Here is a 26,071-nt window from a genome sequence, read left to right on the forward strand (position 1 = left end):
CGACTGATCATGACTACGCCAACCTCTCCCAATATCCAACTGCCCGCACCGGCGCCGCTGCTCACGCGCGGTGGCTGGTCGGCCTTTATCGTGGCGCTCATCGTGGTGTGCGCCGTGGCACCCGTGCTCAACCTCTGGGTGCCCGCAGGCAGCATGTTCCACCTGTCGGACTACGCCGTGGCGCTGCTCGGCAAGATCATGTGCTACGCCATCTGTGCGCTGGCCATGGACCTGATCTGGGGCTACACCGGCATCCTGAGCCTGGGCCACGGCCTGTTCTTTGCGCTGGGCGGCTACGTGATGGGCATGTACCTCATGCGCCAGATCGGCCGCGACGGCAACTACAAGAGCGATCTGCCGGACTTCATGGTGTTCCTGGACTGGAAGGAGCTGCCCTGGCACTGGGCGCTGTCCGACAGCTTCATCGCCACGCTGATCCTCATTGTGGCCGTGCCGGGCGTGATCGCGTTTGTGTTCGGCTACTTCGCCTTCCGCTCGCGCATCAAGGGTGTGTACTTCTCCATCATCACCCAGGCCATGACGTATGCGGCCATGCTGCTGTTCTTCCGCAACGAAACCGGCTTTGGCGGCAACAACGGCTTTACCGACTTCAAGCGCATCCTGGGCACGCCCATTGCCACGCAGAACATGCGCATGACGCTGTTCGTGCTGACGGGGTTGTCGCTGCTGGGCTTCTTCCTGCTGGCGCGCTGGCTGGTGCGCAGCAAGTTTGGCCGCGTGCTGCAGGCGGTGCGCGATGCCGAGAGCCGCGTCATGTTCTCGGGCTATTCGCCGCTGCCCTACAAGCTCACCATCTGGACCATCAGCGCCATGATGTGCGGCGTGGCGGGGGCGTTGTATGTGCCCCAGGTCGGCATCATCAACCCCGGCGAGATGAGCGCCGCCAACTCCATCGAGATCGCCGTATGGGCGGCCGTGGGCGGGCGCGCCACACTCATCGGACCCATCGTGGGGGCGTTCATTGTCAACGGTGCCAAGAGCTGGCTCACGGTGACGGCGCCGGAGTTCTGGCTGTACTTTCTGGGCGCGCTGTTCATTGCGGTCACGCTGTTCCTGCCCGACGGTGTGGTGGGGCTGGTCAAGAAGCTCAAGGCAAAAATGACAACACCGAAGGGAGCCGCGCAATGACGCCCGATCTGATGGAAGAAGGCGCGCGGCGGCTGCAGAAGACGCTGGCGCCCGTCGCACTGGGCCAGACCGAGTCGGGCGGCCGCGCTGCAGGCTTCTCGCGCATTGCCACGCCGGGCGAAGTGGACGTGACCCACGGCCGCATCCTGTACCTGGAAGATGTTCATGTGAGCTTTGACGGCTTCAAGGCCATCAACGGCCTGAGCCTGGACATCGCCCCGGGCGAGCTGCGCTGCATCATCGGCCCCAATGGTGCGGGCAAGACGACGATGATGGACATCATCACCGGCAAGACCCGGCCCGACAAAGGCACGGTGTTCTTTGGCTCCACCATCGACCTGCTGCGTCACAACGAGCCCGAGATCGCAAGCCTGGGTATCGGCCGCAAGTTCCAGAAGCCCACGGTGTTCGAGCAGCTCAGCGTGTTCGAGAACCTGGAGCTGGCGCTCAAGACCCACAAGGGCGTGAAGTCCAGTATGTTCTTCAAGCTCGACTCCGCACAGTCGGACCGCCTGGCCGAGATCCTGCACACCATTCACCTGGCCGACAGCGTCACGCGCCAGTCGGGCAACCTGAGCCACGGGCAAAAGCAGTGGCTGGAGATTGGCATGCTGCTGATGCAGGACCCCAAGCTGCTGCTGCTGGACGAACCCGTGGCCGGCATGACCGATGAAGAAACCGCCCGCACTGCGGAGCTGTTCCTCACGCTCAAGGGCAAACATTCGCTCATGGTGGTGGAGCACGACATGGGCTTCATCCGCACCATCTCAGAGAAGGTGACGGTGCTGTGCGATGGCTCGGTGCTGGCCGAAGGCACGCTCGACCAGGTGCAGGCCGACGAGCGCGTGATCGAGGTGTACCTCGGCCGGTGAAAGTATTCACTATCAAAAATATAGCTGCCGGCGCATATTGAACTAGCGCTAGCGGCCCAAAACACCCCAAGTCACCATGCTCACCGTCCAGAACATCAACCAGTACTACGGCGGCTCCCACATCTTGCGTGACGTGAGCCTCACCGCCACCCCGGGCAAGGTCACCGTGCTGCTCGGCCGCAACGGCGTGGGCAAGACGACGCTGCTCAAAAGCCTCATGGGGCTGGTGCCCATCAAGAGCGGCAGCATCAGCTTCGACGGCAAACCCATCGACAAAGCCACGCCCTACGACCGGGCGCGCGCAGGCATCGGCTTTGTGCCGCAAGGCCGCGAAATCTTCGGCCGCCTGACCGTGGAAGAAAACCTGCGCATGGGCCTGGCCTACAAAAGCGGATCGACGCCGGTGCCCGCACACCTGTACGAACTCTTCCCTGTGCTCAAGCAGATGCTCAAACGCCGGGGCGGTGACCTGTCGGGCGGGCAACAACAGCAGCTGGCCATTGCCCGCGCGCTGGCCCCCTGCCCGCGTTTGCTCATCCTGGACGAGCCCACCGAGGGCATCCAGCCCAGCATCATCAAGGACATCGGCCGCGTGATCCGCATGCTAGCCGACCAGGGAGAAATGGCCATCCTGCTGTGCGAGCAGTACTACGACTTTGCGCAGGAACTGGCCGATGAGTACCTGGTGATGGAACGCGGCGAGGTCATCGCCCGCGGGCCAGGTAGCGAGATGGAAGCCAAGGGCATTCGCAACCTCGTTGCGATTTAAGACCGCAGCCCCTGAGTCGCCTGCGGCGCCTTCCCCCTCTCTTGCTGCGTGGGAGGGGGATGCACCCGGTGGCCTAGTGAGGCCAGTTCCACGGGTGCACTGGCGAGGGCGCACCAGTTTCAGGGAGCTGAAGGCAATGCCACGGCGGGGGAAGGTGCTTCCATCGCCTCCACCAGCAGCCGGGTGAAAGTGTCATGCAACGGCGAAGCCGGTGCGTTGTTCACCGTGGCGATGCCCAGCTGGTAGGCGATACGGGGCCTGAACGGGCGCGACGTGATCGCCTCGTACGGGCAGTGCCGCGCCAGCAAGGCGTTCACGATCGAGACCCCGAGCCCTTGGGCCACGTGGGCGCAGGCCTCACTGATGGAGTGCACCTCCAGCGCCACGCGCGGCTGCACGCGCCGCTGGCGAAAGGCCATGTCGATGTCGTGGCGGATCTGCCGCTGGCGCCCCAGCAGGATCAGGCTGACGTCGATCAGGTCGGTGGGGCTGACCTCTGCCAGGCCTTCGAGCGCATGGCCCCGGGGCATGATGCACACGGCTTCGGAGTCCAGGCTGGCGCGGGTGTTCAGTCCCTGCATTTCCATGGGCAGGCGCACGAGACCGATGTCCGCATCGCGGCTCAGCAGCGCGCGCTCCGTGTCGTTGTACGAGCCTGACAGCACCTCCAGCACCACGTCCGGGTGCGCCTGCATGAAGCGCTTGGCCAGCACCGGCATGAGCGTGGTGGCCAGCGTGCTGGGCACCGCCACCTTCAGCAGGCGCCGCTTGAAGCCGCCCAGGCGCAACTGTTCGGCATGGCGGCGAAAGCACTGCGCCGAGTCCATCAGCACCTGGGCATCGTGCAGCAGCGCATGGGCTTCGGCCGTGGGGCTCAGGCGACCCTTTTCGCGCACGAACAAACGCAGGGCCAGGTCTTCCTCCAGCTGCGCCAGCAAACGGCTGATGGCGGGCTGCGACAGCCCCATGCGCTCGGCCGCGCCGGTGGTGGAGCCGCTGAGCATGATGGCCTGGAAGGCCTCGAGTTGCTTGAAGTTCATGGGGTGGAAAAGGGGCAGACGTTCGGGTATGCAGGCAGCCAGCCTGCATCTTTGCATTGCTGCCACGCCAGCGCAAACCTGCGGTCTATTGCATAGGGTCATCAGCGTTCGTCATAGCGTTGTGGCCGAGCACCTCGCTCCACAGAATCGGCGGCGTCATCAGCCAACCTGGCACCACCCCTTCAAGGAGCAAGATTTCATGAGGCGCTCATTTCCCTTCGCGCTGGCCGCCTGCGGCCTTTCCGTTTCGGCTGCGGGGCCCGCTGCCGCACAGGACCTGCAGGTCTATGGCCAGGTGCGGCTCACCGTCAACAATGTCAAGACCGGCAACGCCGGTTCCGTCACGGAAGAGCGCGACAACGCATCCCGCCTGGGCTTTCGCGGCAAGGAAGACCTGGGCGATGGCTTGGCCGCCTTGTTCGGCCTGGAGATGGGGCTCGAAGCCGACTCCGGCGCCGCCACGACGCCAGCGTTTCGCAACAGCTATGCGGCCTTGCGCGGCAGCCTGGGCACGGTGGCGCTGGGGCGGCTCGACTCCGCCAACCCGACCGGTTCGCCGCTGTACTCGCAAGTCACGCGCATCACCTCGTTCGCCGCCAACGATGCCGGGGCCACGGCCATCGGCACCTCCATCCTGAACGCGCGCAACCGCACGTCCAACGCCATCGGCTACCAAAGCCCCACCTGGGGCGGCGTCAACCTGCGGGCGCGCTACTACCTGCGCGGCGATGCCAAGACGCCCGAGCAGGAAAACGGCGCCAAGTCGCTGGACCTGGGCCTCAACTATGCCGACGGGCCCTGGTCGGCAGGCATCGGCTACGGCAAGGACACGCGCCCGGGTGGACTGCTGGCCAACGAGTTCTCGAGCAAATGGCAGGCCGGCGTGCGCTACGACTTCGGCGCGATCGAGCCCTATGTGCTGCTGGGCCGCGATACGTACGCCAGGACGTCGGCCACCACCCGCGCCGATGTGGACTACTGGCTGGTGGGCACCCGCTTTTCAGCTGGCCAGCACGCCATCGTGGTCAACGTGATGCAGCGCGATGTGCAGGCGTCGCTGCGCGGCCTGCGCAAGCGCCAGCAGGTAGCCTATACCTATGCCCTGTCCAAACGCACCGAGCTGCAGGCCTTCATCGACCGCGACGGCGTCGATTCGAGCCGCAGCAATGTGTCCGTGCGCGCCATTGGCGCGGGAGTTCGCCATGATTTCTGATTACAAGCACCGCATGATTCCCTGGATGTCCCGCATTCCGCAAACGCTCGCGCTGTTGTGTTCATTCATGCTGTGCCACCCGCTGATCGCGGGCGCGGCCGAGTTCCCCGAGAAGCCCGTGCGCATCGTGATTCCGTTTCCGGCAGGGGCAGCTGCGGACACGGCCATGCGTGTGGTGGCACGCAAGATGTCGGACCAGTGGCGGCAGCCTGTCGTCATCGACAACCGGCCCGGTGCGCACGGCTTCCAGGCGGTCTCCTCGGCGCCGGCCGACGGGTACACGCTGCTGATGGGCGCAGGTTCCGGCATGGTGACGGCGCCGCTGCTGTCCAGCAAGCTCACGTACAACCCCTCGCGCGACTTTGTGCCGGTGGGGCGGGTGGTGGTCAACGTGCCCATCCTCACCACGCACCCGAGCCTGCAGGTTCGCACGGTGCAGGAGCTTATCGAGCTGGCGCGCAAGAACCCCGGCGGCCTGAACTACAGCACCAGTGGCAACGGCAGCCCGGGGCATTTGTCGATGGAGATGTTCCAGGCGGCCACCGGCACGCGCATGGTGCAGATCCCGTACAAGGGCGGCGGCCCGGCGGTGAACGAGCTGGCGGGCGGGCATGTGCAGCTGGGCATCAATGCGGTGCCCAGCGTGGCTGCGCACATCAAGGCGGGCAAGCTGGTGCCGCTGGCGGTGGCCAGCGCCAAGCGCTCGCGCGCCTTCCCGCAGGTGCCGACCATGGCCGAGGCGGGCCTCAAGGACTTCGAGTACGACATATGGTACGCCCTGTTCGCGCCCACCGGCACGCCGGCGGATGCGGTGCAAAAAATCAGCAAGGTGCTGCGCGCCTCGCTGGCCGACGCGGAGGTGACCGCCTCGCTGCTGGCGCAGGGTGCGGAGCCCGCGCCCACCACGCCGCAGGAGCTCGGCCGCTTCATCCAGGAAGACACGGCGCGCTGGGCCAAGCTGGTCAAGGACCGCAACCTCAAGCTCGACTGAGGCAGGACCTTCCATGACCACGATGATGAATCCAATGGCGCCGTCTGCCGCGCCGGCCGGTGTGGGCGGGGTGGTGCGGCACACCCGCCGGGTGCCCATGCGCGACGGCGTGCACCTGGCCACCGATGTGTATCTGCCGGCCGGTCACACCGGCCCCCTGCCGGTGCTGCTGGAGCGCACACCCTACGGCAAAGACGAGCCCACCCGGCGCGAGCGCACCGCCGCCAACCCCGCACCCCTGCGGCGCGGCGAGGTGGCCGAGCGGTTTGCCCGCGAGGGCTACGCGGTGGTGGTGCAGGACTGCCGGGGCCGCTTCGACTCCGAAGGGCAGTTCACCAAGTACCTGGGCGAGGCCCACGACGGTGCCGACACCATGGCCTGGATCGTGGCGCAGCCCTGGTGCAACGGCGCCGTGGGCACCTACGGGCTGTCGTACGCGGCCCATACCCAGACGGCGCTGGCCAGCCAGCGGCCCGCCGGGCTCAAGGCCATGTTTCTCGAATGCGGCGGCTTTGCCAATGCCTACCGGGGCGGCATCCGCCATGGGGGCGCTTTCGAGCTCAAGCAGGCCGTGTGGGCCCTGCGCAATGCGCGCAGCGGCAGCAACAGCCTGAGCGACGCCGCGCGCCAGGCGCTCGACCAGGCAGACATCGGCGAATGGTTCTTGCGCCTGCCCTGGACGCGCGGCGATTCGCCGCTGCAGTGGGCGCCCGAGTACGAGGACTATCTCTTCGGCCAATGGGAGCGCGGCAGTTTCGATGACCACTGGCGCCAGCCCGAGCTGTATGCGGCAGGCCACTACGGCGCCTTCGAAGGCGTGGCCGTGATGCTGATGTGCGGCTGGTGGGACCCGTATGCGCAGACCACCACCGACAACTACCTCGGGCTCTCGCAGCGCGGGCAGGGCGACGTGCGCATGGTGCTGGGCCCCTGGACGCATGGCGAGCGCAGCGTGCCGTACGCGGGTGATGTGGACTTCGGCCGCGATGCGGTGCTGGATGGCACGCTTGCACCCGACTACGTGCACATGCGGCTCGCGTGGTTCAACCACTGGCTGCGCGGGCAGCCGCTGCCCGCGGGGCAGGACGATGCCGTGCGCTACTTCCGCATGGGCGGGGGCACGGGGCGGCGCACGCCGCAAGGCCGGCTCGACCATGGCGGCGTCTGGCGCAGCGCGGCCCGCTGGCCTGTACCGGCGACCACGCTGGTGCCCTGGTACCTCGCGCCGGGCGGGCTGCTGTCGCAGTCCGTACCGCAGGCCGAGGCCCAGGCCGGTTTTTGCTTTGACCCCGCAAGGCCGGTACCCACCATCGGGGGCTCCGTCACCTCGGGCGAACCGCTGATGGTGGCCGGTGCCTACGACCAGCGCACGCACGACGGGCTGTTCGGTGCGCAGGCGCCGTTCGGGCCGCTGGCGGGCCGGGACGACGTGCTGGTGTTCCAGACGCCGCCGCTCGACGGCGATGTGGAGATCACCGGCCCGGTGACCATCGCGCTGTGGGTGTCGTCCACCGCACCCGACACCGACTTCACGGCCAAGCTGATCGACCAGTACCCGCCCAGCGAGGACTACCCCGAGGGGTATGCGATGAACCTGACCGACGGCATCCTGCGCTGCCGCTACCGCGACTCGTGGGAGCAGCCTGGGCTGATGGCGCCTGGCGAGGTGGTGGAGATCACCATCGAGCCCATGCCCACGTCCAACCTGTTCCGCCGGGGCCATCGGATACGGCTCGACATCTCGAGCAGCAACTTCCCGCGGTTCGACGTCAACCCCAACACCGGCGCTCCGGAGGGCAGTGCGGGGCCACGGGTGGTGGCGTTCAACACCGTGCACATGGGGCCGGGGCGTGCGTCCTGTGTGGTCTTGCCGATGCAGCCCATGGAGTCTGCCGAGGACTCCCCCGCACGGTAAACCGGGGCGCCCGGGCGGCGGCTCAGCGGCGCGTCGCCGGGGGCGCAGCGCCGCGCCAGCGCGACACGCTCTCCATGATCAGCACCGTGCACACCATCCACGTGCTGCCCAGCAGCCAGCCTGCCAGCACATCACTGGCGTAATGCACGTGCAGCACCACACGGCTCCAGCCGGTGGTGAAGATCAGCGCGCCCGCCAGCACCACCGCAGGCAGGTGCCAGGCGCGGGGCAATAGCCGCGTGGCCAGGTAGGCCAGCATGGCGTAGGCCACCATCGATGCGCTGCTGTGCCCACTGGGAAAGCTGTAGCCGCTGGCCTCGGCGATGCCGTGCGTGTGCTCGGGCCGTACGCGCTCGAACAGACGCTTCAGCACCTTGGTCAACGCGCCGTTGCCCGCCATGGCCACCAGCCAGCCGGTGGCCAGCAGGCGGTGCCGGCGCAGCCACAGCAGGGCGGCCACGCCCAGCGCTAGCGCGGTCAGCACCCAGGTGTCGCCCAGGTGGGTGAGGGTGGCAAACCATTGCAGCACGGCGGCGGATGCCTGTGCTTGCAGGCCTGCAGCCAGTGCGTCGTCCAGTGCGCCCCAGGTGCCCGGGGCGCGCCCGCTTTCGGCCAGCTCTGCCAGCGCGGCACCTGCCAGAGCCAGCGTGCAGGCCGATGCGGCCATGGCGGCCACCAACACCCAGCGCGCTTGCGCCGGAAACATGCGGCCCAGCGGGGCGCCTGCGTGTTGTCGCAGGCGGCGCAAGCCGGTCAAGGCGACGCTACCCAGCAGGGCAAACGACAGCACGCCAGCCATCCACCAGCCCAGGGGGTGTTGCGCCAGCAGGGCGCCGATGTCGGTGGCGGCCAAAGCGCTGGAGGTTGTGGTCATGGAGATAGTGGGTCCTTTCTTCGGATGCACCCGCAGGGCGGGCGGCCCATGGAGAGAAGCCGTGGGTTGTACCGAAGTTCCCAACATCCCGTTGCGTGGTGGGTGTATTGCATCGTTACTGTCGCTGTCGGAGCCGGCTGACAAAGGGTAGGCGTGGCTACCGGCTGCGCGGGGGACAGCCGTTTGTCACCATGGAGTGCCCTGCAATCCGTGTTGACAATCATCGTGTGGTGTGGCCCTGCGGGCTCGCCCGGTCGCTGCGATTGGCTCAGCGCGGTGTGGGGTTGCTCTTGTTTGTTGCAGAGTTTTTGAATGACACCTTCGGAACACACCCTCCCTCCCCAGCCCCGTGGCCCCATCCATCTGGTGGTGCCACGGCGGCCAGGTGCCGACCTGGACCTGCTGCGCGCCAAGCTCGAAGGTGTGCCTGCCTTGCAGGCGCACGACGTGGTGTGGCACGTGCCTGACCGGCGTGCCGACATCGTGCAGCTGGCCGAGCAAGCCGCCCAGGCCGCGCAGGACGATGGTGGACTGGTGGTGGCCGCCGGGGGTGACGGCACCATCAACGCAGTGGCGTCGGCGGCGCTGCGCGCCGGGGTGCCGCTGGGTGTGGTGCCCATGGGCACGTTCAACTACTTCAGCCGTGAACATGGTCTGGCGCTGGACCCCGAGACCGCTGTGCAGGACCTGCTGCAGGCGCTGCATGCGGGCGACCTGCGGCCAGTGCAGGTGGGGTTTGTGAACCGCCGCATGTTTGTGGTCAACGCCAGCGTGGGCCTGTACCCCAAGATGCTGGCCGACCGCGAGATGGCATCGCGCCGCTTTGGCCGCAAGCGCTGGGTGGCCATAGCGGCGGCGGTGTGGAGCCTGTTTCGTCCCGCATCGGGCCGCCGCTGGCGCGTGGTGATGAAGACGCACCAGGGCGCCGAGGCGCAGCAGGAGGAGCATCTGGTCACCACCCTGTTTGTGGGCAACAACCCCTTGCAGCTGGACCGCATGGGCCTGCCGCAGGCGCAGAAGGTGGCAGACGGCGGGCACTTGGCCGTGGTGATGCTCAAGCCCCAGGGGCGCTGGGCCATCGCCCGCACCGTGTGGAACGCGGCCACCGGCCAGCTCGACAAGGACAACGCGGTGGTCAGCATGGCGTGTGCCGAGCTGACCGTGGCGCCCGCCAGCTGGCGGCCCCCGCAGGTCAAGGTGGCGTTTGACGGCGAGCGGGAGTGGATGGCGCCGCCCCTGCATTTCCGCATCAGTGCGCGGCCGCTGTGGCTGGTGGCACCGAGCCCGCTGGTGCGCGATGGCGCAGCGCAGACCCCACCACCAGAAGAGACCGCTTTCGCAGCCTCCGCAACCGACACGCCTGCGCCCGGCACTACCCCCGCCCCCGGCTTGCTGCCTGCATGATGGGGCCCCCCGTGCGCTTGCCCACTGCCTGCGATCACCTGCCATGACTGTTCTGATGCACCTGTCGGACTTGCACTTCGGTGCGCACGACCCGTTGGTGTGTGCCGCTGTGCAGCGGCTGGCGCAACGCCTGGGGGTGGCAATGGTGGTGGTATCGGGCGACCTCACGCAGCGCGCCACTGCCGAGCAGTTTGAGCAGGCCGCGCGGTTTGTGCAGGGCCTGCATGCGCGCAGCACCCTGGTGCTGGCGGGCAACCACGACCTGCCCCTGTTTGCGTGGTGGATGCGCTGGGGCCGTTCGTACGAAAGGTTCTCTGAACAGTTCGGCATGGACCAGGAGCCGGTACGGCAGATGGGAGCGTTCTACGTGGTGGGCGTGAACACCACGCGTGCCTGGCGGCACGAGCGCGGCAGCCTGTCGTCTGCCCAGATCGAGCATGTGGCGCTGCTGCTGGCGCGTGCACCCCCGGGTGCATGGCGCATTGTGGCCAGCCACCACCCGCTGGTAGCGCGCGACGCCGAGGACCGCGACCACCGCCCCCGCCGCGCCGACGAAGCCGTGGAGCGCTGGCGCATTGCCGGCGCGCAAATGCTGCTGTCCGGCCACGTGCACCAGCCGCGCCTGTTGCAGCCAATGCCGGGGCTGTGGGCCAGCAGCGCGGGCACGGCGGTGTCGCACCGCCTGCGGCACGGCAGCCCCAACAGCCTGGTGGTGCTCAGCACCGAGGCATCGGGCGTTGTGCCAGACGGCCAGGCGAGGGTGGCGGCACGGTGGGACTATGACGGCGCGGTGGGCGAGTTTGTGTGTGTGGACCGGGTGGCTGCCAGGTGACGGCGGAAGATGCATCAATTGCTATGTTGTTGATAGCATTTGATGCATATGGATGTAGCGCTTCAAGCCAAAAAGCCCCAATTTTTCTACCGGGAAGCGCTGCGGCGCTGCTGGCACGCCCCACACCGGTTTGCTGATAGCGGGCAGGTGCCGCCCACCTCGCTGTTGCTGCTTTGCCCGGGGTGTTTTCACCGGTTGACCAGCCGTGGGGCGGCGCCTATTCTGGGTGGTGAATGGCAGGCATTGCCTTTAGAACCTGAACAGGTTCTTACCCCCACCCACAAAAACCCGGCCGCTCCACGCCCCAGACCTCCATGCACAAAGAATTCCACCACGACGCCGTGCGCCGCCTGCAGGCGCTGATCGAACGCGAAACCGGCAAGCCCCTGGGCGAGGCGGCGCAGGCCGAGATGGCGGGCATCCTGCACGGTATGGAAAACCCCGAAGGTGCTGCCGCCAACGGCCTGGAGGTGGCGCCGCGCGAGGTCACCATCCTGCTGGCCGACCTGCGCGGGTTCACTGCGCTGTCGGGCTCACAGCCCGCGTCGGTGGTCATTGCGGCGCTCAACCGCTGCCTGGCACGGCTGTCGGAGGTGGTGTTCAAGTACCAGGGTACCATCGACAAATTCATGGGCGACTCGATCATGGTGCTGTTCGGCGCCCCGGTGGCTCGAGACGACGATGTGGACCGCGCGCTGCTGTGTGCGGTGGAGATGCAGATCGCCATGCGCGAGCTGAACCTGGCCCACCTGACCGAGCGCCTGCCGGAGGTGTTTCTGGGCATTGGCGTGAACACGGGCACAGTGATGGCCGGGCGCTTTGGCTCGGATGTGTATTCCGAATACACGGTGATCGGCGAGGCCGTGAACCTGGCTTCGCGCATCGAGGCGCTGAGCCTGCGGGGCCAGGTGCTCATCAGCGACTCCACCTACCAGCGCTGCTGGGGGCTGGTGTCGGCGTCTGCGCCCATGCAGGTGTTCGTCAAGGGGCGCACGCAGCCCGTCAGCCTGCGTGAGCTGATCGCCATCCCGTCGCACAAGCTCAAGGTGCCCCGCCAGGAGTTCCGCCGCAGCCACCGCGTGGACGCGCGCCTGCCCTGCCTGTGCCAGCGCATGCAGGACAAGATCGTGGTGCCCCACATCGTGCACGGCGCCATCCGCGACATTGGCTACCACGGCCTGCTGGTCGAGCTGATCGAGCCGCTGGAACCCCACAGTGAGATCAAGCTGGAGTTCGAGCTGCCACTGGTGGACTACCGCGTGGCCGATGTGTATGCGCGGGTCATCACCCTCAAGCAGGAGGGCGACGAATGGGTGGCCGGGCTGGAGTTCACCTCCATCAGCGCCGAATGCCGCGCCAAGGTGCAGATGTTTGTGCAGCTGCTGGTGGCGCACTGACGCGCGCACACCCCGCACCGCGGGCCGTTCAGCATCCCAGCATGCTGGCGAGATCAGCCAGGTCCTTGGCGTGCAAGTCATTGCCGGGCTGCGGCGACACATCCTTGGGCTGTGCCACGCCAAACTCGTGTGGCCGTTCGATGTACGCCGTGCGCAGGCCACAGCCCCGCGCAGCGGCCAGGTCGTCGTGGTGCGCCGCCACCAGCGCCACCTGCTGTGGTGGCAGGTCAAACACCCGCGCCACGCCCAGGTAGGTGTCGGGATGCGGCTTGTAGGCCTTGAACACCTCGGCGCTCAACACACAGTCCCAGGGCAACCCGGCGCGCTTGGCCATGTTGGTCAGCAGGCCGATGTTGCCGTTCGATAGCGTGGTGATGGTGTAGCGCTGCTTGAGCCGCGTCAGCCCCCGCACGCTGTCGGGCCAGGCATGGAGCCGGTGCCACGCGCGGTTGAGGTGGTGGCGCTCGGCATCGCCCAGGTGTGCCAGCCCAAAGCGCGGAAGGATCTCGTCCAGGATCTGCCGGTGCAGGGCATCGATCAACGTCCAGCCCTGTTCGCCGCGCATCACCCGCGCCATGGCGGGCTGGTAGCCCGCGCGCCACGCCAGTGCAAACGCATCGGCATCCACCTGGGGATAGAGTGCCCGCACCTCGCGCGCAATGCTGCCGTGCCAGTCCACCACGGTGCCAAAGATGTCGAAGGCCAGCACCTGCACCTGGGCAAAGGGATGGTCGGCAGGCAGGGCAGTGGGGTTTGTGGATGGGAGGGTGTTCATGCGCCCATCGTAGAGGCGGCGGCAAGCCCTCGTCCCCACTGCGGCATTGCCGCCACACTGCGCACAAAGGGCTGGAGTGCTGCCCGCAGCTTGCGCTACATTGACTGCGGGCTGGCCTTTCTGCCAGCCACGTCGCTCGGACGGTTCCGGGCGCTTACGTGAAAGTTCAACCAGCATGTCTGCATCGCAAGGCAAGCGCCGTTTCGCGCGCATCGATCGCCTCCCTCCCTACGTCTTCAACATCACGGCCGAGCTGAAACTCGCCGCCCGCCGCCGGGGCGAAGACATCATCGACATGAGCATGGGCAACCCCGACGGGGCCACACCACCGCACATCGTCGCCAAACTCACCGAAGTGGCCCAGCGGCCGGACACCCATGGCTACAGCGCCAGCAAAGGCATCCCGCGCCTGCGCCGCGCCATCAGCCACTGGTACAAAGACCGCTACGCGGTGGACATCAACCCCGACACCGAGGCCATCGTCACCATCGGCTCCAAGGAAGGCCTGGCCCATCTGATGCTGGCCACGCTGGACCGGGGCGACACTGTGCTGGTGCCCGACCCCAGCTACCCTATCCACATCTACGGCGCGGTGATTGCCGGTGCCGACATCCGCAGCGTGCCTGTGGCGCCCGATGTGGACTTTTTTGCCGAGCTGGAAAAGGCCATCCGCGGCAGCTACCCCAAGCCCAAGATGATGATCTTTGGCTTCCCCAGCAACCCCACCGCGCAGTGCGTGGACCTCTCGTTCTTCGAGCGCGTCATCGCCCTGGCCAAGAAGCACGACATCCTGGTGGTGCACGACCTGGCCTATGCCGACATCGTGTACGACGGCTACCGCGCCCCCAGCATCATGGAAGTGCCCGGCGCCAAGGACGTGGCGGTGGAGTTCTTCACACTCTCCAAAAGCTACAACATGGCCGGCTGGCGCGTGGGCTTCATGGTGGGCAACCCCGACCTGGTGGCCGCGCTCGCCCGCATCAAGAGCTACCACGACTACGGCACCTTCACCCCCCTGCAGGTCGCGGCCATCGCCGCGCTGGAGGGCGACCAGCAGTGCGTGAAAGATATTACTGCCCAGTACCAGCGCCGCCGTGACGTGCTCTACAAGGGGCTCACCGAAGCCGGCTGGGCCGTGGACTGCCCCAAGGCCAGCATGTACATCTGGGCCCGCATCCCCGAGCCGTATCGCGCGCTGGGCTCGCTGGAATTTGCGCGGCAGCTGCTGGACAAGGCCAAGGTGTGTGTGTCGCCAGGCATCGGCTTTGGCGACCAGGGGGATGAGTACGTGCGCTTTGCACTCATCGAGAACGAGGCGCGGATTCGGCAGGCGGTGCGGGGGATTCGCGCCATGTTCAAGGCGGATGGTTTGTTGAAGCTGCCCCCGGTGATACCCGCCTGAGAAAGGCGCCGCAAGGCGGCGCTGAAACCCGTTGCAACGACTGCTTACGGCATTGGCATGCGCCGCCGCGTAGACTGCGGCGCATGTTTCTGGACTACAACCCCGACGACCTCGACGTCACCATTTCCGAACTGCTGGTGGCCACCAGCGACGCTGCCGATCCCGACCTGCCAGCGGCTGTGCCGCAGGTGCTGAAGCTGCTGCGCACCCGCCTCAACATGGACGTGGCCTTCGTGTCCCAGATCACCGAGGGGCGCAGAACCATTAAGGCGGTGGACAGCGCCGCAGACTTTTCCGCAGTGCAGCCGGGCAGATCGGACCCCGTGGAGGAAAGCTGGTGTCAGTGGGTGATCGAGGGGCGCTTGCCCGAAGCGATCAAGGACGCCGGGCCCCTGGTGGCGGCGGGCCGGGCACCCAACCCCGGCTTTCCCATCGGCACGCATCTGAGCACGCCGGTGCGGCTTTCGGGCGGGGAGATATATGGCACGTTGTGCTGCTTCAGCCGTGGCGTGCAGGCCGACGTGGACATCGGCCGTCTGCGGTACACAGCTGACCTGCTGGCCTCCAGGCTCACACTGGATCCCGGGCAGCGCTGACCTCCTGCAGGGCAGTGTTGATCGGCCCCTTACATCGCCCAGATCCGGGGTGCTTCCCCTTCCAGCGACCACATCGCCTGGCGCCACGCCACCCGCACGGCCTTGAGCAGTTTCATCGCGGGCTCCACCTGCGGCGCCAGCACGCGCACCACCACCATGCGGTCGTTGGGGCTGGTGGCGCCTGCGGTGGCCTTGACCAGGGGGTGCTGATCCATCACCGCACGGGCCGCGTCCAGTGCGGTGTCGCGGCGCGTCCGGTCAAGTGGGGTGCCTGCGGCAAAGAACATGCTGGCCATGCAGCGGTGGCCCCCCAAGCCCAAGGGGCTGCTCAGCAGCCGGTCATCGGCGGCGTCGACGACGCCGCGCTCCAGCCACAGGCCGGGCACTTCCAGGTGCTGGGTGAAGCGGCCTTGTTCAAACGGCTGGCCCGCGTGCGGCAGGCCCAGTGCGGTCACGTCCCAGGCGATGCATTCGGCGCCGGGGGCGAGGTTCAGCGTGAGGTGGTTTTCAGCATGGCAGGCGCTGTAGCACAGGGCCTCCAGCGGCAGCCATTCCAGGCGCGCGCCTTCGGCCAGGGTGAGGTGGCTGCGCTGCAGCGCCAGCGGGCCGGTGGAGCGGTAGAAGCGCGTGGCACCGGGCGTGGTGACCAGGCCATGGGCGCCGGTGCCCACGGTGGTGGTGATGTCCAGCGTGTCGCCGCCCACCAGGCCGCCGGGCGGGTGCACCAGCACGTTGTGGCAGATGGCGTCGCCCTCGGGGTACAGGCTTTGCAGGATGCGCAGCGGCCCGTTGTGCTCGTAGCGGGCTACCGTGCGGGCGCTATGTTCTGCCGTGTAGTCGAGCTGAAGGCGGGCGTGCCAGGGCATGTTTCGATGGTTTGCTACTAAATGAGTAGCTGATTATGCCCTGCAGGTAAGCGGTAGAGGCCCGTGGGTGCGACACGCGCCACCCGTTTTCTCTACGCTGTTTGGCGTACAGGTGTCTGCACGGGGGCTGTGGGTTCGGCCGTGTACCAGCTGCGCAGCTTGCCCGGGTTGAGCAGGCCCTGGGGGTCAAAGCGGCGCTTCATGCCCACCACGGCCGGGTCCAGGTTGTTCTGCTTGCCGTCTTCCACGATGTACACATGTGGGTTGTTGATCTGCACGCCATGGTCGCGGTAGATCTGCATGATCTGGTTCAGGCGTTCTTCGGTGGTGTAGCGGATGATCTGCAGCCCGCTGCAGTTGAAGGCGCCTTCCTTGGTGCGCAAGAACTCCAGGTGCATCATCACCTCGCCCTTCAGCGCGGCCTCCAGCGCCTTCACCTGCTTGAGGCGGTGCATGGGGTTGAAGCCGCTCTGGATGTAGGTCAGGCCCTTGTCCACCTTGAGGGCGTGCAGGGTGGTGTGGTTCCAGGTGTATTCGAGCAGCGTCTTGTGGCTGCTGGCCACTTCGTCGGCCGTCTTGCGGTAGGTGACCTGGCCGCCGTGCTGCGCCACCATGTCGCGCATGCCCGCCTCGGAGTGTGGGGCCACCAGCAGCAGCACGGCATGCTGATTGGGGGGCAGATGCTCGGCCAGGCTGGTGAAGTATTGTGGGATGGGTGCGGCCACAAAACACACCTCTTTTTTCTCCAGCCCGGGCGCGCTGCCAAAGCGGTCGGCAAACTCCAGCGCAGCGTCAAACTGCTCGAAGGTGGCGATGCATTCGGTCCACTCCACGGCAGGGGTCAGGGCCACTTCCAGCTCCAGCACGATGCCGTTGGTGCCGTAGGTGTGGTGCAGCAGCATGGCTTCTGGGCCACGCAGTTCGATGACCTGGGGCTCGGGCTCCACCGTCATCGCGCGCACGGCCAGCACATTGCCGGGCGCGGCCAGCGGGCCGTGGTTGATGGAGCCCGCACCGCCAAAGCCGCCGCCAAACAGCCCGCCCAGCGTGGCGCTGCGGTAGGTGCTGGGCAGCCAGCGCAGTTCTTGCCCGTGGGGCTTGGCCTGCGCGTCAAAGTCTGCCAGCCGGATGCCTGACTGCGCACGGCCCACGCCGCCGCGCACCCAGCCAAAGGCGTTGTAGCCCGACAGGTCCAGGATCACGCCGCCATGCAGCGGTGTGCTCTGGCCGTAGTTGCCGGTGCCGCTGCCGCGCACGGTGAGGGGGATGCCCGCGCTGGCGCAGGCGGCCACCACCTGGCGGATTTCTGCTTCGGTGCGCGGGCGCACGGCGATGTCGCCGCGCTTGCCCGCCAGGTCGCGCTTGAGCACGGGGCTGAACCAGGCAAAGTCCTGCGAGAGGCGGCCCACGCGCAGCGGGTCGGCGATCCAGTCGAGGTCGGGCAGCAGGTCGGGCAGTTGATGGGCGGTGGTGGTCATGTCGGTATCTCCTTGGCCGCTGGTGGCCGTTTTGGGCAAAAGGAAGCCCGTGCCGCGCGCCAGTGGCTGCGCGCGGTGTGTTGGCGATGGGGTTGAAAGGGCTAGTCGTGCGACGTTTCGCTGGCGTGCCAGCCGCCTAGGGCGACACGCGTCAGCCACGCCATCAGTACGAACAATGCGACCCCGGTGAGCGAGATCAGCAGCAGCGCAGCAAACATGCGCGGGATGTTGAGCTGGAAGCCCGCCTGCAGGATCTGGTACGCCAGCCCTGCACCCTGGCCCCCGGTGCCCGCCACAAACTCCGCCACCACGGCGCCGATGAGCGCGAGGCCGCTGGAAATGCGCAGCCCGCCAAAGAAGTAGGGCAGCGCGCTGGGGATGCGCAGGCGCAGCAGCGTCTGCAGCCGCGTGGCGCGGTTGAGCTGGAAGTAGCTTTGCAGGTCAGGTTCCACACTGCGCAAACCCAGCGTGGTGTTGCTGATGATGGGGAACAGGGCCACCAGTGCGGCGCAGATCACCATCGACGCCGTTGGGTCCTTCACCCAGATGATGATGAGCGGCGCCACGGCCACGATGGGCGTGACCTGCAGCAGCACGGCGTAGGGGAAGAGTGCGGTCTCGATGCGTTTGCTCTGAACGAACAGGAACGAGATGAGCACACCCGCCACCGTGGCCACCACAAAGGCCAGCACCGTGATCTTGACGGTGACCCACAGCGAGCCACCCAGTGCGGCCCAGTCGGTGAACAGCGTCTTCATCATCAGGATGGGTGAGGGCACCAGGTAGGGCGGCAGCTCCATGGCCGTGACCAGCCCCTGCCAGAGCGCGATCAGCACCAGGCCGACCAGCACGGGGTAGACCACGCGCTGCACGCGTGGCTGGGCCATGAGCGGCGGGCGTTTGGGCGTGGCCTTGGCGGCAGGCTTGGCAGCGATTGGTGCAGGCGCTGAGCGCGGGGCGGCTGCGGGGTGGGCGGTGACCACGGGCGACGCCATCGGTGCGGAAGGGAACGGGGTGCTCATGCCACGGTCTCCTCGGTGTCCACGCTGGCACGCAGCAGGCTGTCCTGCAGCAGCTTGGCGTAGCGGCTGAATTCGGGCGACACCATGAAGTCGGCCGTGCGGGGGTAGGGCGCGTCGATGCGGAACTCTTCGACAACGCGACCGGGGCGTGCGGCCATCATGACCACGCGGCTGGAGAGGAACACTGCCTCGTGGATCGAGTGCGTCACAAAGATCACGGTGAGCTTCTTCTTGCGCCACAAGTCGAGCAGGTCGGCGTCGAGCTTGTGGCGCGTGATTTCGTCCAGTGCGCCAAAGGGCTCGTCCATCAGCAGCAGGTCGGGCTGGGTGACCAGGCCGCGCGCAATCGACACGCGCATTTGCATGCCGCCCGACAGTGCACGGGGCAGGGCGTTGGCAAACTTGGACAAGCCCACCAGCGCCAGCGCTTCGGTCACGCGCGCGTCGGCCTCGGCACGCGGCACGCCTGCCAGGTCCAGCGGCAGGCGCACGTTGGTCTGCACACTGGCCCAGGGCATGAGCGTGGGCGACTGGAAGACAAATGCCATCTTCTTGCCGCTTTCGTCCAACTGCGCCACGGGCTTGCGCCACAGGTGCAGGCGGCCGTCGGTGGGCTCCAGCAGGCCCGCCACCATTTTCAGCAGCGTGCTCTTGCCGCAGCCCGAGGGGCCGAGCAGGGTGACGAACTCGCCTTCCTCAATGGTCAGGTCCACCGGCAGCAGGGCCTGGGTGCCATTGGGGTAGGTTTTTTCGGCCGAGAGCACCTCCACGGCGGGTGTGGGGCGCGGCGCAGGTGCCAGAGGTGGCGAGGCAGCGGGAATGGACATGGTGGTGCCTTTCGATGGATGTGGCCGGGGAGGCTGGCCGCTGTGTCAGGGCGATCGGGCTTATCTGTCGTAGCGCTTGGCTTGGCTCCAGCCGCTGGAAACTGGCGCGGCCCGAGCCAGCGAACGCCGAGCAAGGGCCGCCCCGCAGCGAGGGCGTTGTCCCCCTTGGGGGAAGGCGCGAAGCGACTCAGGGGGGATCAAGGAAGAACCTTGAGGTCTTTGACGAAGGCCGTGGTGTAGGTCTCGGCCAGCTTCACCTTGGCGGGGTCGATGAGCTTCGCGTCCACCAGGAAGTCGTAGCTGGCCTTGGCACGCGCGTCGGTCATGATGCCGATGCCCATGGTGGCGGCGTCACCCCCGGTGGCCATGCCCATTTCCTTGAGCTTGGCCCCGCTGTAGGCGAGCTGCTCGTCGGTCATGTTGGGGTTGTCCTTCTTGATGAGCGCGTTGGCCGGGGCGGGGTCGGCCAGGTAGCTCTTCCAGCCTTCCATCGAAGCTTTCACGAACGAGGCCACAGCGGCGCTGCGGTCCTTCACCGTCTTTTCCATGCACGAGATGGTGGTGGCATACGCTGGGTAGCCCTGGTCGCTGAACATCAGCGTGTTGGCCTTGACGCCCGCCTTGGCAATCGCAAACGGCTCGGATGTCAGGTAGCCCTGCTGGGCGGCGTTCTTGTCGGCCACGAAGGGCTGGATGTTGAAGGTGTAGGGGCGGGTCTGCGAGTCGGTGAAGCCGTATTTGGCCTTGAGCCAGGGCCAGTAGCCGCGCTGGGCCGACGAGGCGATCAGGATGGTCTTGCCCTTGAGGTCTTCGAATTTCTTCACGTCCTCGTGCGCGATGAGTACCTGCGGGTCCTTCTGGAATACGGCCGCCACATTGACCACGGGCACGCCGCCTTCACGCATCTGGATCATCTGCAGGTCGCTCGACCCCATCACGCATTCGGCCTGGCCGGCGGCCATCATCTGCACGATGTTGACCTGCGGGCCGCCCATCTTGATGGTCACATCCAGCCCGTACTTTTTGTACAGGCCCGTGGCCACCGCCTGGTAGAAGCCGCCATGCTCGGCTTGCGCGTACCAGTTGGTCATGTAGGTGAACTTTTCCTGCGCGTGGGCCTGCATGGTGCCGACGGCACCAACAGCGAGCAGCGCGGCTGCACCAAGTTTGGAAAGGCGGGAGGCGGTCTTCATCATGGTGGTACTCCGGTAGGGTGGTGGAGGTGGAACGAAGGGACAACGAAGGGGAAGGCGAAAAGGTTTTGCGGTGGCGTTCGCAGGTTTCAGGCCAGTGCGCTGGAGTGCTCCACGTGGCCGGTGTGATGGGCGCGGCCCCAGGTGGGCTCAGTGCGCGGTGCCCACTGCAGCCGATGCAGCTCGGTAATGGCGGCGGCCCAGCTCACGGCCAGCGAGTCGAGGATGGCGTGCCCTTGTTCGGCCGTGGCGGGCAGCGGGTCGCCAATGATTCCGCTGGGGCCGAAGTCGCGCGCACTCCAGGCACAGGCCGGGCGGCCGTCGGGTGAGAGCAGGGGCGAATCAAAAACGGGCGGGTAGTTGACCACCGCGCGCTCCATGTGCACGGTGTCGGGGGCCAGCGCCAGCATCAGCGCCGTCTCGGCGTGGCCTGCGTGCATCGCCAGTTTCTTTTCGGTGTCGGACAGGTACTTGCCCGCCACATGCGGCACACGCCAGGTGAAGCTGGGCACCACAATGAAGTCGCCATGGCGCAGGCGCAGCTCGCGCGCGCACATTTCCATCACCTGCGGCTGGCCGCCGTGGCCGTTGACGAACAGCAGCTTGCGAAAGCCCGCGCGGTATACCGACTCGCCCACCTCGTTCATGGTGGCCAGCAGGGTCTCGCCGCTGAGCGTGACGGTGCCGGGAAAGTGCAGGTGCTCTTCGGACTTGCCGTAGGTGATCGGCGCCATCGCGAACGCAGGCACATCGGCCGGCAGGCGCGCCAGCGCGTGGCCCACTACGCCCGCGCTGATCACCGTGTCCACCGCACACGGCAGGTGCGGGCCATGCTGCTCGGTGGCGCCGGTGGGTAGCACGATGACGGTGTTTTCCTTGTCGGGCAGGTCGGCGATCTCGGTCCAGCTCAGGTAGGGCAGGTAGCGGTGGGGCGGGTTGTAGCCGTGCAGCATGAAAGACTTTCGTGAGGGTGTCGGGGGTGGCTCAGCGCTGGGGCAGGTAGGCGGTCGCTTCGACCTCGATGAGGATGTCGGGCGTGGGCAACATGCCGCTCACTTCCACTACGGTGGATGCGGGGGGCTCGCCGGGGAAGAACAGCTTGCGCACGCGGCTGTACTGTGGGAAGTGGTCCAGGTTCTTGAAGTACTGCACCAACTTGAACACGTCGGACATCTGGCCGCCGGCGGCCTCGATGGTCTGGCGGATGCGGTCGAGCACATACCAGCTCTGCGCGAGGATGGGGCCCTCCTTGATGTCGCTGCTGAACTCGCCGGTGCGGCCAATCAGCGTGGCGGCCTCATGCGGGATGTCGTCGTAGCCACGCACGATGCGGCTGGCGGCAGGGTCCACGGCAATGATCCCGCTCAGGTAGATGAAGTCGCCTGCGCGGCGCCACGCGGCGTAGCGGGCCAGGGGCTGGGCGATACCTGGCGCAGATGTGGGGCTCATGCGAGGCTCCTTGCGGATTGGGTGGTTGGCACATGCCAGGCAGCCGGTGCATGGCCGCTGGCGACGCGGCCCTGGCGCAGCACCACACGGCTTTGTGCGCGCGATGGAAAGCCCCAGTGGTCAGCCTGCGTGAAGACCAGCAGGTCAGCCACCGTGCCAGGCTGTAGCGGCAGCGCTGTGGTGCCAGTGCGGCCGGTGCACAGCCAGTCGGCGCGGCACAGCGATTCGCTCCATTGGTCGAAAGGTGCATCCAGCTGCGCAGCCAGCACACCCGTGGCCAGGGCTTCCAGCGGGTCAAAGCTGCCCACGGGGCAGAACGGGTCTTGCACGTTGTCGCTGGCGACCAGCACCGGGATGCCGCGTGCACGGGCCTCCTTCACCAGCGTCAGGCCACGCTGGCGCGGTGTGCGGCCGGTGGTGGCGTCCTGCAGCAGCAGGTTGGTGATGGGCAGCGTGACCAGCGTGATCGGGCTTTGTGCCACCGCGTCGAGCGTGGCGAGGGCCGTGGCCTCGTCCTGTGCGGCCAGGGCGCAGGTGTGGCCGCAGACCACATGGCCTTCGAAACCCAGCTCCTTGAGCAGTGCGGCCGTGGTCGCCAAGCCCTGGGCGCCGGGGTGCAGTTCTTCGTCCACATGCAGGTCCACGTTCAGGCCGTGGTGCTGTGCGGCTTCCAACAGGTGGCGCAGCGCCTGTGGGTCCCAGTTGGTGGAATGCACAAAGCCGCCCAGCAATGCGCCGGGGCCGCTGGTGGCCACGGTGGCGGCCAGCCGCAGGGCGGCGCTGCGGTCCGTATACAGGTGTAAGGGGATCAGGCTCACGCGCTCCAGCGTGATGCGGTCGGCCCAGTCGTGGGCCAGTGCGCGCAACACGTTCCAGGCCAGTGGCTGCGCGTCGGGCTCCCACCAGTCGCAGTGGGTGCGCAGGTGCACGGTGCCTGCGTCGTAGGCCCATTGCAGCGCGCGGCTGGCGCGGGCGTGGATGTCGGCTTCGGTCCAGCTTTGGCGATCCAACATCATGGCCTCGATGGCGCCCAGCAGGCCGGGTTTGACCTCTCCCATGCGCGGCAGGGTGAAGGCCTTGTCCAGGTGGGTGTGCGCATCGACCAGGCCGGGCAGCACCAGCGCGCCTGCCACGTCCCACACAGCGCCGTGTAGCGCAGGCTGGGTGCCGTGGGGCAGCACTTGCACGATGCGGCCCTGGGCCAGGCGCAGATCGGCCAGTGCGGGCTGGTGGCCCTGCTGCGGCCACGCGGAGGGCAGCAGCCAGCGCGGCAACCGGGCGCGCAGGATGTGGTCGGGGGTGTTGGATGCGTGCATGCCGTGGCCCTTAGAACGTGGTCTTATGCAAAGCGCGCCATCGCCTGGCCCACGCGGGCCTTGAAGGCCGCCAGCCGGGGCGGTGTGGCCACGTTCATGTGGTAATAGGCGTGGTAGTCCACCCGCGCTTTTCCGCCCGTGAGCAGGCGCATGTAGCGGGTGATGGACTTGCGCGGCGGGTCGCCCATGAACAGGGCCGTCCAGCGGGGGCGGCCATAGGTGACCACGGCGGAGATGCGCTTGATGTGCGTGAGCGACGGCTTGACGTTGTGCGGGTCGCTGATGTCAAAGGCCACGCCGGGCATGAGCACGCGGTCGAAAAATCCCTTGAGCATCGCTGGCATGCCAAAGCACCAGGTGGGAAAGCAGAACACCACGGCTTCGGCCCAGAGCAGGCGGTCCACATAGCCCTGCACGGGCAACTGGTTGCTGGGCACCTCGTGGTAGCCCAGGCGCTCTTCGCGTGTCATCACGGGGTTGAAGCCCTCGGCGTACAGGTCGCAGTCGTCCACCTCATGGCCCGCGCCGCGCAGCTGCTGCACCACCTCGGTGTGCAGGGCTGCGTTGTAGCTGGTCTCTACCGGGTGGCAATAGATCACGAGGATGCGCATGGCGGGGGTCCTTCGGGTTGTGGGGGATGGGCCTACAGGTCCAGCGTGAGCGTGGGGCTGTGGCTGCGCGCGCAGCACACGGCGACGTGGGTGGCTTGCTCTGCAGCGCTCAGGCAGCTGTCGCGGTGGTCGGGCTCGCCGTCCAGCCAGCGGGTGACGCAGGTGCCGCACACGCCCTGCTCGCACAGGGTTTCCAGCGGTACGCCAGCGAGCTGCAGCACATCGGCCATGCTCTCGCCGGGGGCGACGGGCAAGCGCATCTGGCTGCGCTGCAGGATCAGCTCGAACGTGTGTTCTGTGCGGGCGGCGTCGGCGGTGTCAGGGGCTGTCTGCATTGTTTGACCATGTGATTTGATCGATTGGTCAAACTATTGCAAAGGCTGTGCCAGCCACAAAAAGCGGTCAAACGTCTTTGTGGTGGATCAACGCGGCCTGAAAGGGGCTTTTGACGCCGCGTGCTGGTGCAAATTGCCCGGGATTCGCCCCTCGGGCACCCGAGGTATGCCCAGAATGGGGCGGGGGCCTTAGTCTGGTGCGATGCCGCAGCCCAGCAGCACAAAGCTGGTGAGTTCGCGCACGATGGGCTCGCGGTCGATGGGCTCGTCGGGCGCCAGGCCCAGCATGATGTGCACCTGCACGCCGTAGTCGGCGTAGTGCTGCGTCATGCCCCAGATCTGCATCAGCAAAACCTTGGCGTCCACCTTGCGCATGCGCCCTTCGTCAATCCAGCGGTTGATGAGGTCCACCTTCTGCTGGGTGGACTTGACGGCTACGGGCCAGTATTTGCCCAGGTTGCGCCCACCGCCCAGCACCTCGGTGGTGAAGATGCGCGACAGGCCCGGGTTGTCCAGCGCGTAGTCGAGCTTCTTGCGCACGTAGCTGCTCAACACCTTCTTGGGATCGTCGCTGTTGCTGTCAAAAATGAAGGCGCCCGACCAGCCGTTGAGCACCGAGTACAGCAGCTCTTCATACAGCTCTTCCTTGCTGCTGATGTAGTAGTGCAGCTGGGGCTTGGTCAGGCCCGCGCGCTCGGCAATGGCTTTGGTGGATGCCCCCTTGAAACCATGGCGACTGAACTCGGCAATGGCCGCGTCGCGGATAGCGCCCAGGATGCGTTCGCGGCCTTGTTTGGCGCGGCTGAGCAGCGCGCCGGAGGCGGCTTCGGCTTCGGATTCGGTCATGGCTTTGGTGCGAGGCATGGGGAGTGCAGAGTGTGCGCTGCAGATTCTGCCCGCGCGGGAGTGGATCAGACTTTCCAGAACCCGATATGGGGCGCGCTGGCTTCTTCGACCAGCGCCGGGCCGATGCACTCGATGGCGTGGGGCGAGGCGGCGAACACGTCACGGCACGACAGCTCGGCGTCGCGCTGTTCGGCCCGCTCGCCCCGGAACACGCGCAGGCGCTCGGCATCAATGCCAAACACCACACGCCCAATGCCTGACCAGAAGATGGCGCCCGCGCACATCACGCAGGGCTCGGCTGATGAATACAGCGTGGCCTTGGCCAAGGCATCGCGGCCCACGCGCGGGCTCAGTTGGCGCACGGCATTGGTCTCGGCGTGGCCGGTGCAGTCGCCGGTCTCGGTGGTGTTGCAGTAGGCCTCGGCGAGCAGGCGCCCTTCGGCACTGATGACCACCGCACCAAACGGGCGGTTGCCGCGCGCGCGGGCCGTGCACGACCACGCGATGGCCTGGCGCAGGTAGGTGCCGTCCGTGTCGTTGATGGGGGTGGGGTCGTCAAAGCTGGCTGGGGGTGCAGACATGAGCGCGTGCATGGTGTAGGTGTCTCCGTCGATGGTGGGTGGGTGGCTGTCGTTGTGCAACGCCGGACTGTCTGCACGCCCGCCGTTGTGGTGCAGGGTGCTATGCATTTGGCATGCCAATCACAATCAGTGACATGTATGCATGGCTTTTGATGCGCGTGCACAAGCGCTCTCAACCTGCGTGGGCACACATGCATGGCGCCGTGGGCATTCTTCTTGCATCGCTGTTGGCAAGAGTAGAAGCGTTCACTGCATTGCCCCCTGTGCCATCCTGCGCGGGGAGATGCCAGTCGGAAATTGCTCTTGAAGCCCGCTGTG

At 66.9% G+C, this 26,071-nt stretch carries 26 protein-coding genes and 1 pseudogene; 11 read left to right on the forward strand and 16 right to left on the reverse strand.

The window, feature by feature from the left end:
• Positions 1–9: 9 nt before the first annotated feature.
• The 3 genes from urtC to urtE all read left to right on the forward strand — a co-directional run bounded on the left by urtC (position 10) and on the right by urtE (position 2,790).
• Positions 10–1,149: an urea ABC transporter permease subunit UrtC gene (gene urtC, locus N4G42_RS05790; protein WP_260666489.1), complete on the forward strand. Its 1,140-nt coding sequence runs from the start codon at positions 10–12 to the stop codon at positions 1,147–1,149.
• Positions 1,146–2,021, forward strand: coding sequence for an urea ABC transporter ATP-binding protein UrtD (gene urtD / locus N4G42_RS05795; RefSeq protein WP_056060633.1), 876 nt, complete (start codon positions 1,146–1,148; stop codon positions 2,019–2,021). The genes urtC and urtD overlap by 4 nt, the downstream gene beginning before the upstream one ends.
• Positions 2,022–2,097: 76 nt before the next feature.
• Entirely contained in the window at positions 2,098–2,790 is a 693-nt protein-coding gene (gene urtE / locus N4G42_RS05800) for an urea ABC transporter ATP-binding subunit UrtE (protein ID WP_260666490.1), read from the forward strand.
• A gap of 119 nt (positions 2,791–2,909) precedes the next feature.
• Here the strand turns inward: urtE and N4G42_RS05805 are convergent, their stop codons facing one another.
• Positions 2,910–3,830, reverse strand: coding sequence for a LysR family transcriptional regulator (locus tag N4G42_RS05805; protein WP_260666491.1), 921 nt, complete (start codon positions 3,828–3,830; stop codon positions 2,910–2,912).
• Positions 3,831–4,029: 199 nt separating this feature from the next.
• Here N4G42_RS05805 and N4G42_RS05810 point away from each other — a divergent pair, with 199 nt between their 5' ends.
• From N4G42_RS05810 to N4G42_RS05820, 3 genes are read left to right on the forward strand one after another with little or no spacing between them, the layout of a single operon-like run.
• Positions 4,030–5,043, forward strand: a complete 1,014-nt coding sequence (locus N4G42_RS05810) for a porin (RefSeq protein ID WP_146872258.1) — start codon at positions 4,030–4,032, stop codon at positions 5,041–5,043.
• A gap of 25 nt (positions 5,044–5,068) precedes the next feature.
• Complete coding sequence (locus N4G42_RS05815) at positions 5,069–6,034, forward strand: Bug family tripartite tricarboxylate transporter substrate binding protein (protein WP_409557800.1); 966 nt, start codon at positions 5,069–5,071, stop codon at positions 6,032–6,034.
• A 13-nt stretch (positions 6,035–6,047) separates the two neighbouring features.
• Positions 6,048–7,949 carry a CocE/NonD family hydrolase gene (locus N4G42_RS05820; protein ID WP_260666493.1) on the forward strand — a complete coding sequence of 634 codons (1,902 nt, stop codon included), beginning with the start codon at positions 6,048–6,050 and terminating at the stop codon, positions 7,947–7,949.
• Positions 7,950–7,971: 22 nt separating this feature from the next.
• Here the strand turns inward: N4G42_RS05820 and N4G42_RS05825 are convergent, their stop codons facing one another.
• A complete protein-coding gene (locus tag N4G42_RS05825; protein ID WP_260666494.1) occupies positions 7,972–8,823 on the reverse strand; it encodes a phosphatase PAP2 family protein in 852 nt (283 codons plus the stop codon).
• A gap of 312 nt (positions 8,824–9,135) precedes the next feature.
• Here N4G42_RS05825 and N4G42_RS25630 point away from each other — a divergent pair.
• Positions 9,136–9,462, forward strand: a pseudogene (locus N4G42_RS25630) (diacylglycerol kinase family protein); the annotation flags it as partial.
• Here N4G42_RS25630 and N4G42_RS25635 read toward each other — a convergent pair.
• Entirely contained in the window at positions 9,456–10,073 is a 618-nt protein-coding gene (locus tag N4G42_RS25635) for a hypothetical protein (protein ID WP_353937047.1), read from the reverse strand. The pseudogene N4G42_RS25630 and the gene N4G42_RS25635 sit on opposite strands and share 7 nt — an antisense overlap.
• 197 nt (positions 10,074–10,270) lie before the next feature.
• Here N4G42_RS25635 and N4G42_RS05835 point away from each other — a divergent pair, with 197 nt between their 5' ends.
• Both N4G42_RS05835 and N4G42_RS05840 read left to right on the forward strand, forming a co-directional pair.
• On the forward strand, positions 10,271–11,059 hold the full coding sequence (locus N4G42_RS05835; protein ID WP_260666497.1) for a metallophosphoesterase family protein: 789 nt from the start codon (positions 10,271–10,273) through the stop codon (positions 11,057–11,059).
• A gap of 314 nt (positions 11,060–11,373) precedes the next feature.
• Positions 11,374–12,456 carry an adenylate/guanylate cyclase domain-containing protein gene (locus N4G42_RS05840; RefSeq protein ID WP_056060658.1) on the forward strand — a complete coding sequence of 361 codons (1,083 nt, stop codon included), beginning with the start codon at positions 11,374–11,376 and terminating at the stop codon, positions 12,454–12,456.
• A gap of 28 nt (positions 12,457–12,484) precedes the next feature.
• Here N4G42_RS05840 and N4G42_RS05845 read toward each other — a convergent pair whose 3' ends face one another.
• On the reverse strand, positions 12,485–13,231 hold the full coding sequence (locus N4G42_RS05845; protein WP_260666498.1) for a haloacid dehalogenase type II: 747 nt from the start codon (positions 13,229–13,231) through the stop codon (positions 12,485–12,487).
• 175 nt (positions 13,232–13,406) lie between these two features.
• On the opposite strand from N4G42_RS05845, the gene alaC reads away from it, so the two are divergent.
• A complete protein-coding gene (gene alaC / locus N4G42_RS05850) occupies positions 13,407–14,633 on the forward strand; it encodes an alanine transaminase (protein ID WP_260666499.1) in 1,227 nt (408 codons plus the stop codon).
• An 83-nt stretch (positions 14,634–14,716) separates the two neighbouring features.
• A complete protein-coding gene (locus N4G42_RS05855; RefSeq protein ID WP_260666500.1) occupies positions 14,717–15,229 on the forward strand; it encodes a GAF domain-containing protein in 513 nt (170 codons plus the stop codon).
• Positions 15,230–15,258: 29 nt separating this feature from the next.
• Here N4G42_RS05855 and N4G42_RS05860 read toward each other — a convergent pair whose 3' ends face one another.
• From N4G42_RS05860 to N4G42_RS05915, 12 genes are all read right to left on the reverse strand, one after another.
• Positions 15,259–16,095 (reverse strand): urease accessory protein UreD, encoded by an 837-nt coding sequence (locus N4G42_RS05860; RefSeq protein WP_260666501.1) that lies wholly within the window; start codon positions 16,093–16,095, stop codon positions 15,259–15,261.
• Positions 16,096–16,187: 92 nt separating this feature from the next.
• The gene (locus tag N4G42_RS05865; RefSeq protein ID WP_260666503.1) at positions 16,188–17,573 is read right to left on the reverse strand and encodes an FAD-binding oxidoreductase; all 1,386 of its coding nucleotides are present in this window, start codon (positions 17,571–17,573) and stop codon (positions 16,188–16,190) included.
• A gap of 101 nt (positions 17,574–17,674) precedes the next feature.
• Positions 17,675–18,595, reverse strand: coding sequence for an ABC transporter permease (locus tag N4G42_RS05870; RefSeq protein ID WP_409557799.1), 921 nt, complete (start codon positions 18,593–18,595; stop codon positions 17,675–17,677).
• Positions 18,592–19,422, reverse strand: coding sequence for an ABC transporter ATP-binding protein (locus N4G42_RS05875; protein ID WP_094286805.1), 831 nt, complete (start codon positions 19,420–19,422; stop codon positions 18,592–18,594). The genes N4G42_RS05870 and N4G42_RS05875 overlap by 4 nt, the downstream gene beginning before the upstream one ends.
• 197 nt (positions 19,423–19,619) lie before the next feature.
• Positions 19,620–20,618 (reverse strand): ABC transporter substrate-binding protein, encoded by a 999-nt coding sequence (locus N4G42_RS05880; RefSeq protein WP_260666504.1) that lies wholly within the window; start codon positions 20,616–20,618, stop codon positions 19,620–19,622.
• A gap of 86 nt (positions 20,619–20,704) precedes the next feature.
• Positions 20,705–21,568, reverse strand: coding sequence for a creatininase family protein (locus N4G42_RS05885; protein WP_121505600.1), 864 nt, complete (start codon positions 21,566–21,568; stop codon positions 20,705–20,707).
• A 31-nt stretch (positions 21,569–21,599) separates the two neighbouring features.
• Positions 21,600–22,064, reverse strand: coding sequence for a RidA family protein (locus tag N4G42_RS05890; protein ID WP_056747374.1), 465 nt, complete (start codon positions 22,062–22,064; stop codon positions 21,600–21,602).
• On the reverse strand, positions 22,061–23,380 hold the full coding sequence (locus tag N4G42_RS05895; RefSeq protein ID WP_260666505.1) for an amidohydrolase family protein: 1,320 nt from the start codon (positions 23,378–23,380) through the stop codon (positions 22,061–22,063). Before N4G42_RS05895 ends, N4G42_RS05890 begins: the two co-directional genes overlap by 4 nt.
• Before the next feature lie 23 nt (positions 23,381–23,403).
• Positions 23,404–23,991 carry an NAD(P)H-dependent oxidoreductase gene (locus tag N4G42_RS05900; protein ID WP_044398955.1) on the reverse strand — a complete coding sequence of 196 codons (588 nt, stop codon included), beginning with the start codon at positions 23,989–23,991 and terminating at the stop codon, positions 23,404–23,406.
• 32 nt (positions 23,992–24,023) lie between these two features.
• A complete protein-coding gene (locus N4G42_RS05905; protein ID WP_260666507.1) occupies positions 24,024–24,326 on the reverse strand; it encodes a 2Fe-2S iron-sulfur cluster binding domain-containing protein in 303 nt (100 codons plus the stop codon).
• A gap of 189 nt (positions 24,327–24,515) precedes the next feature.
• Complete coding sequence (locus N4G42_RS05910) at positions 24,516–25,172, reverse strand: TetR/AcrR family transcriptional regulator (RefSeq protein ID WP_260666533.1); 657 nt, start codon at positions 25,170–25,172, stop codon at positions 24,516–24,518.
• 65 nt (positions 25,173–25,237) lie between these two features.
• Positions 25,238–25,753: a nucleoside deaminase gene (locus N4G42_RS05915; RefSeq protein ID WP_369750496.1), complete on the reverse strand. Its 516-nt coding sequence runs from the start codon at positions 25,751–25,753 to the stop codon at positions 25,238–25,240.
• Positions 25,754–26,071 lie beyond the last annotated feature (318 nt).

The organism is Acidovorax sp. K2F (assembly GCF_025246485.1).
GTDB lineage: Bacteria > Pseudomonadota > Gammaproteobacteria > Burkholderiales > Burkholderiaceae_C > Acidovorax > Acidovorax delafieldii.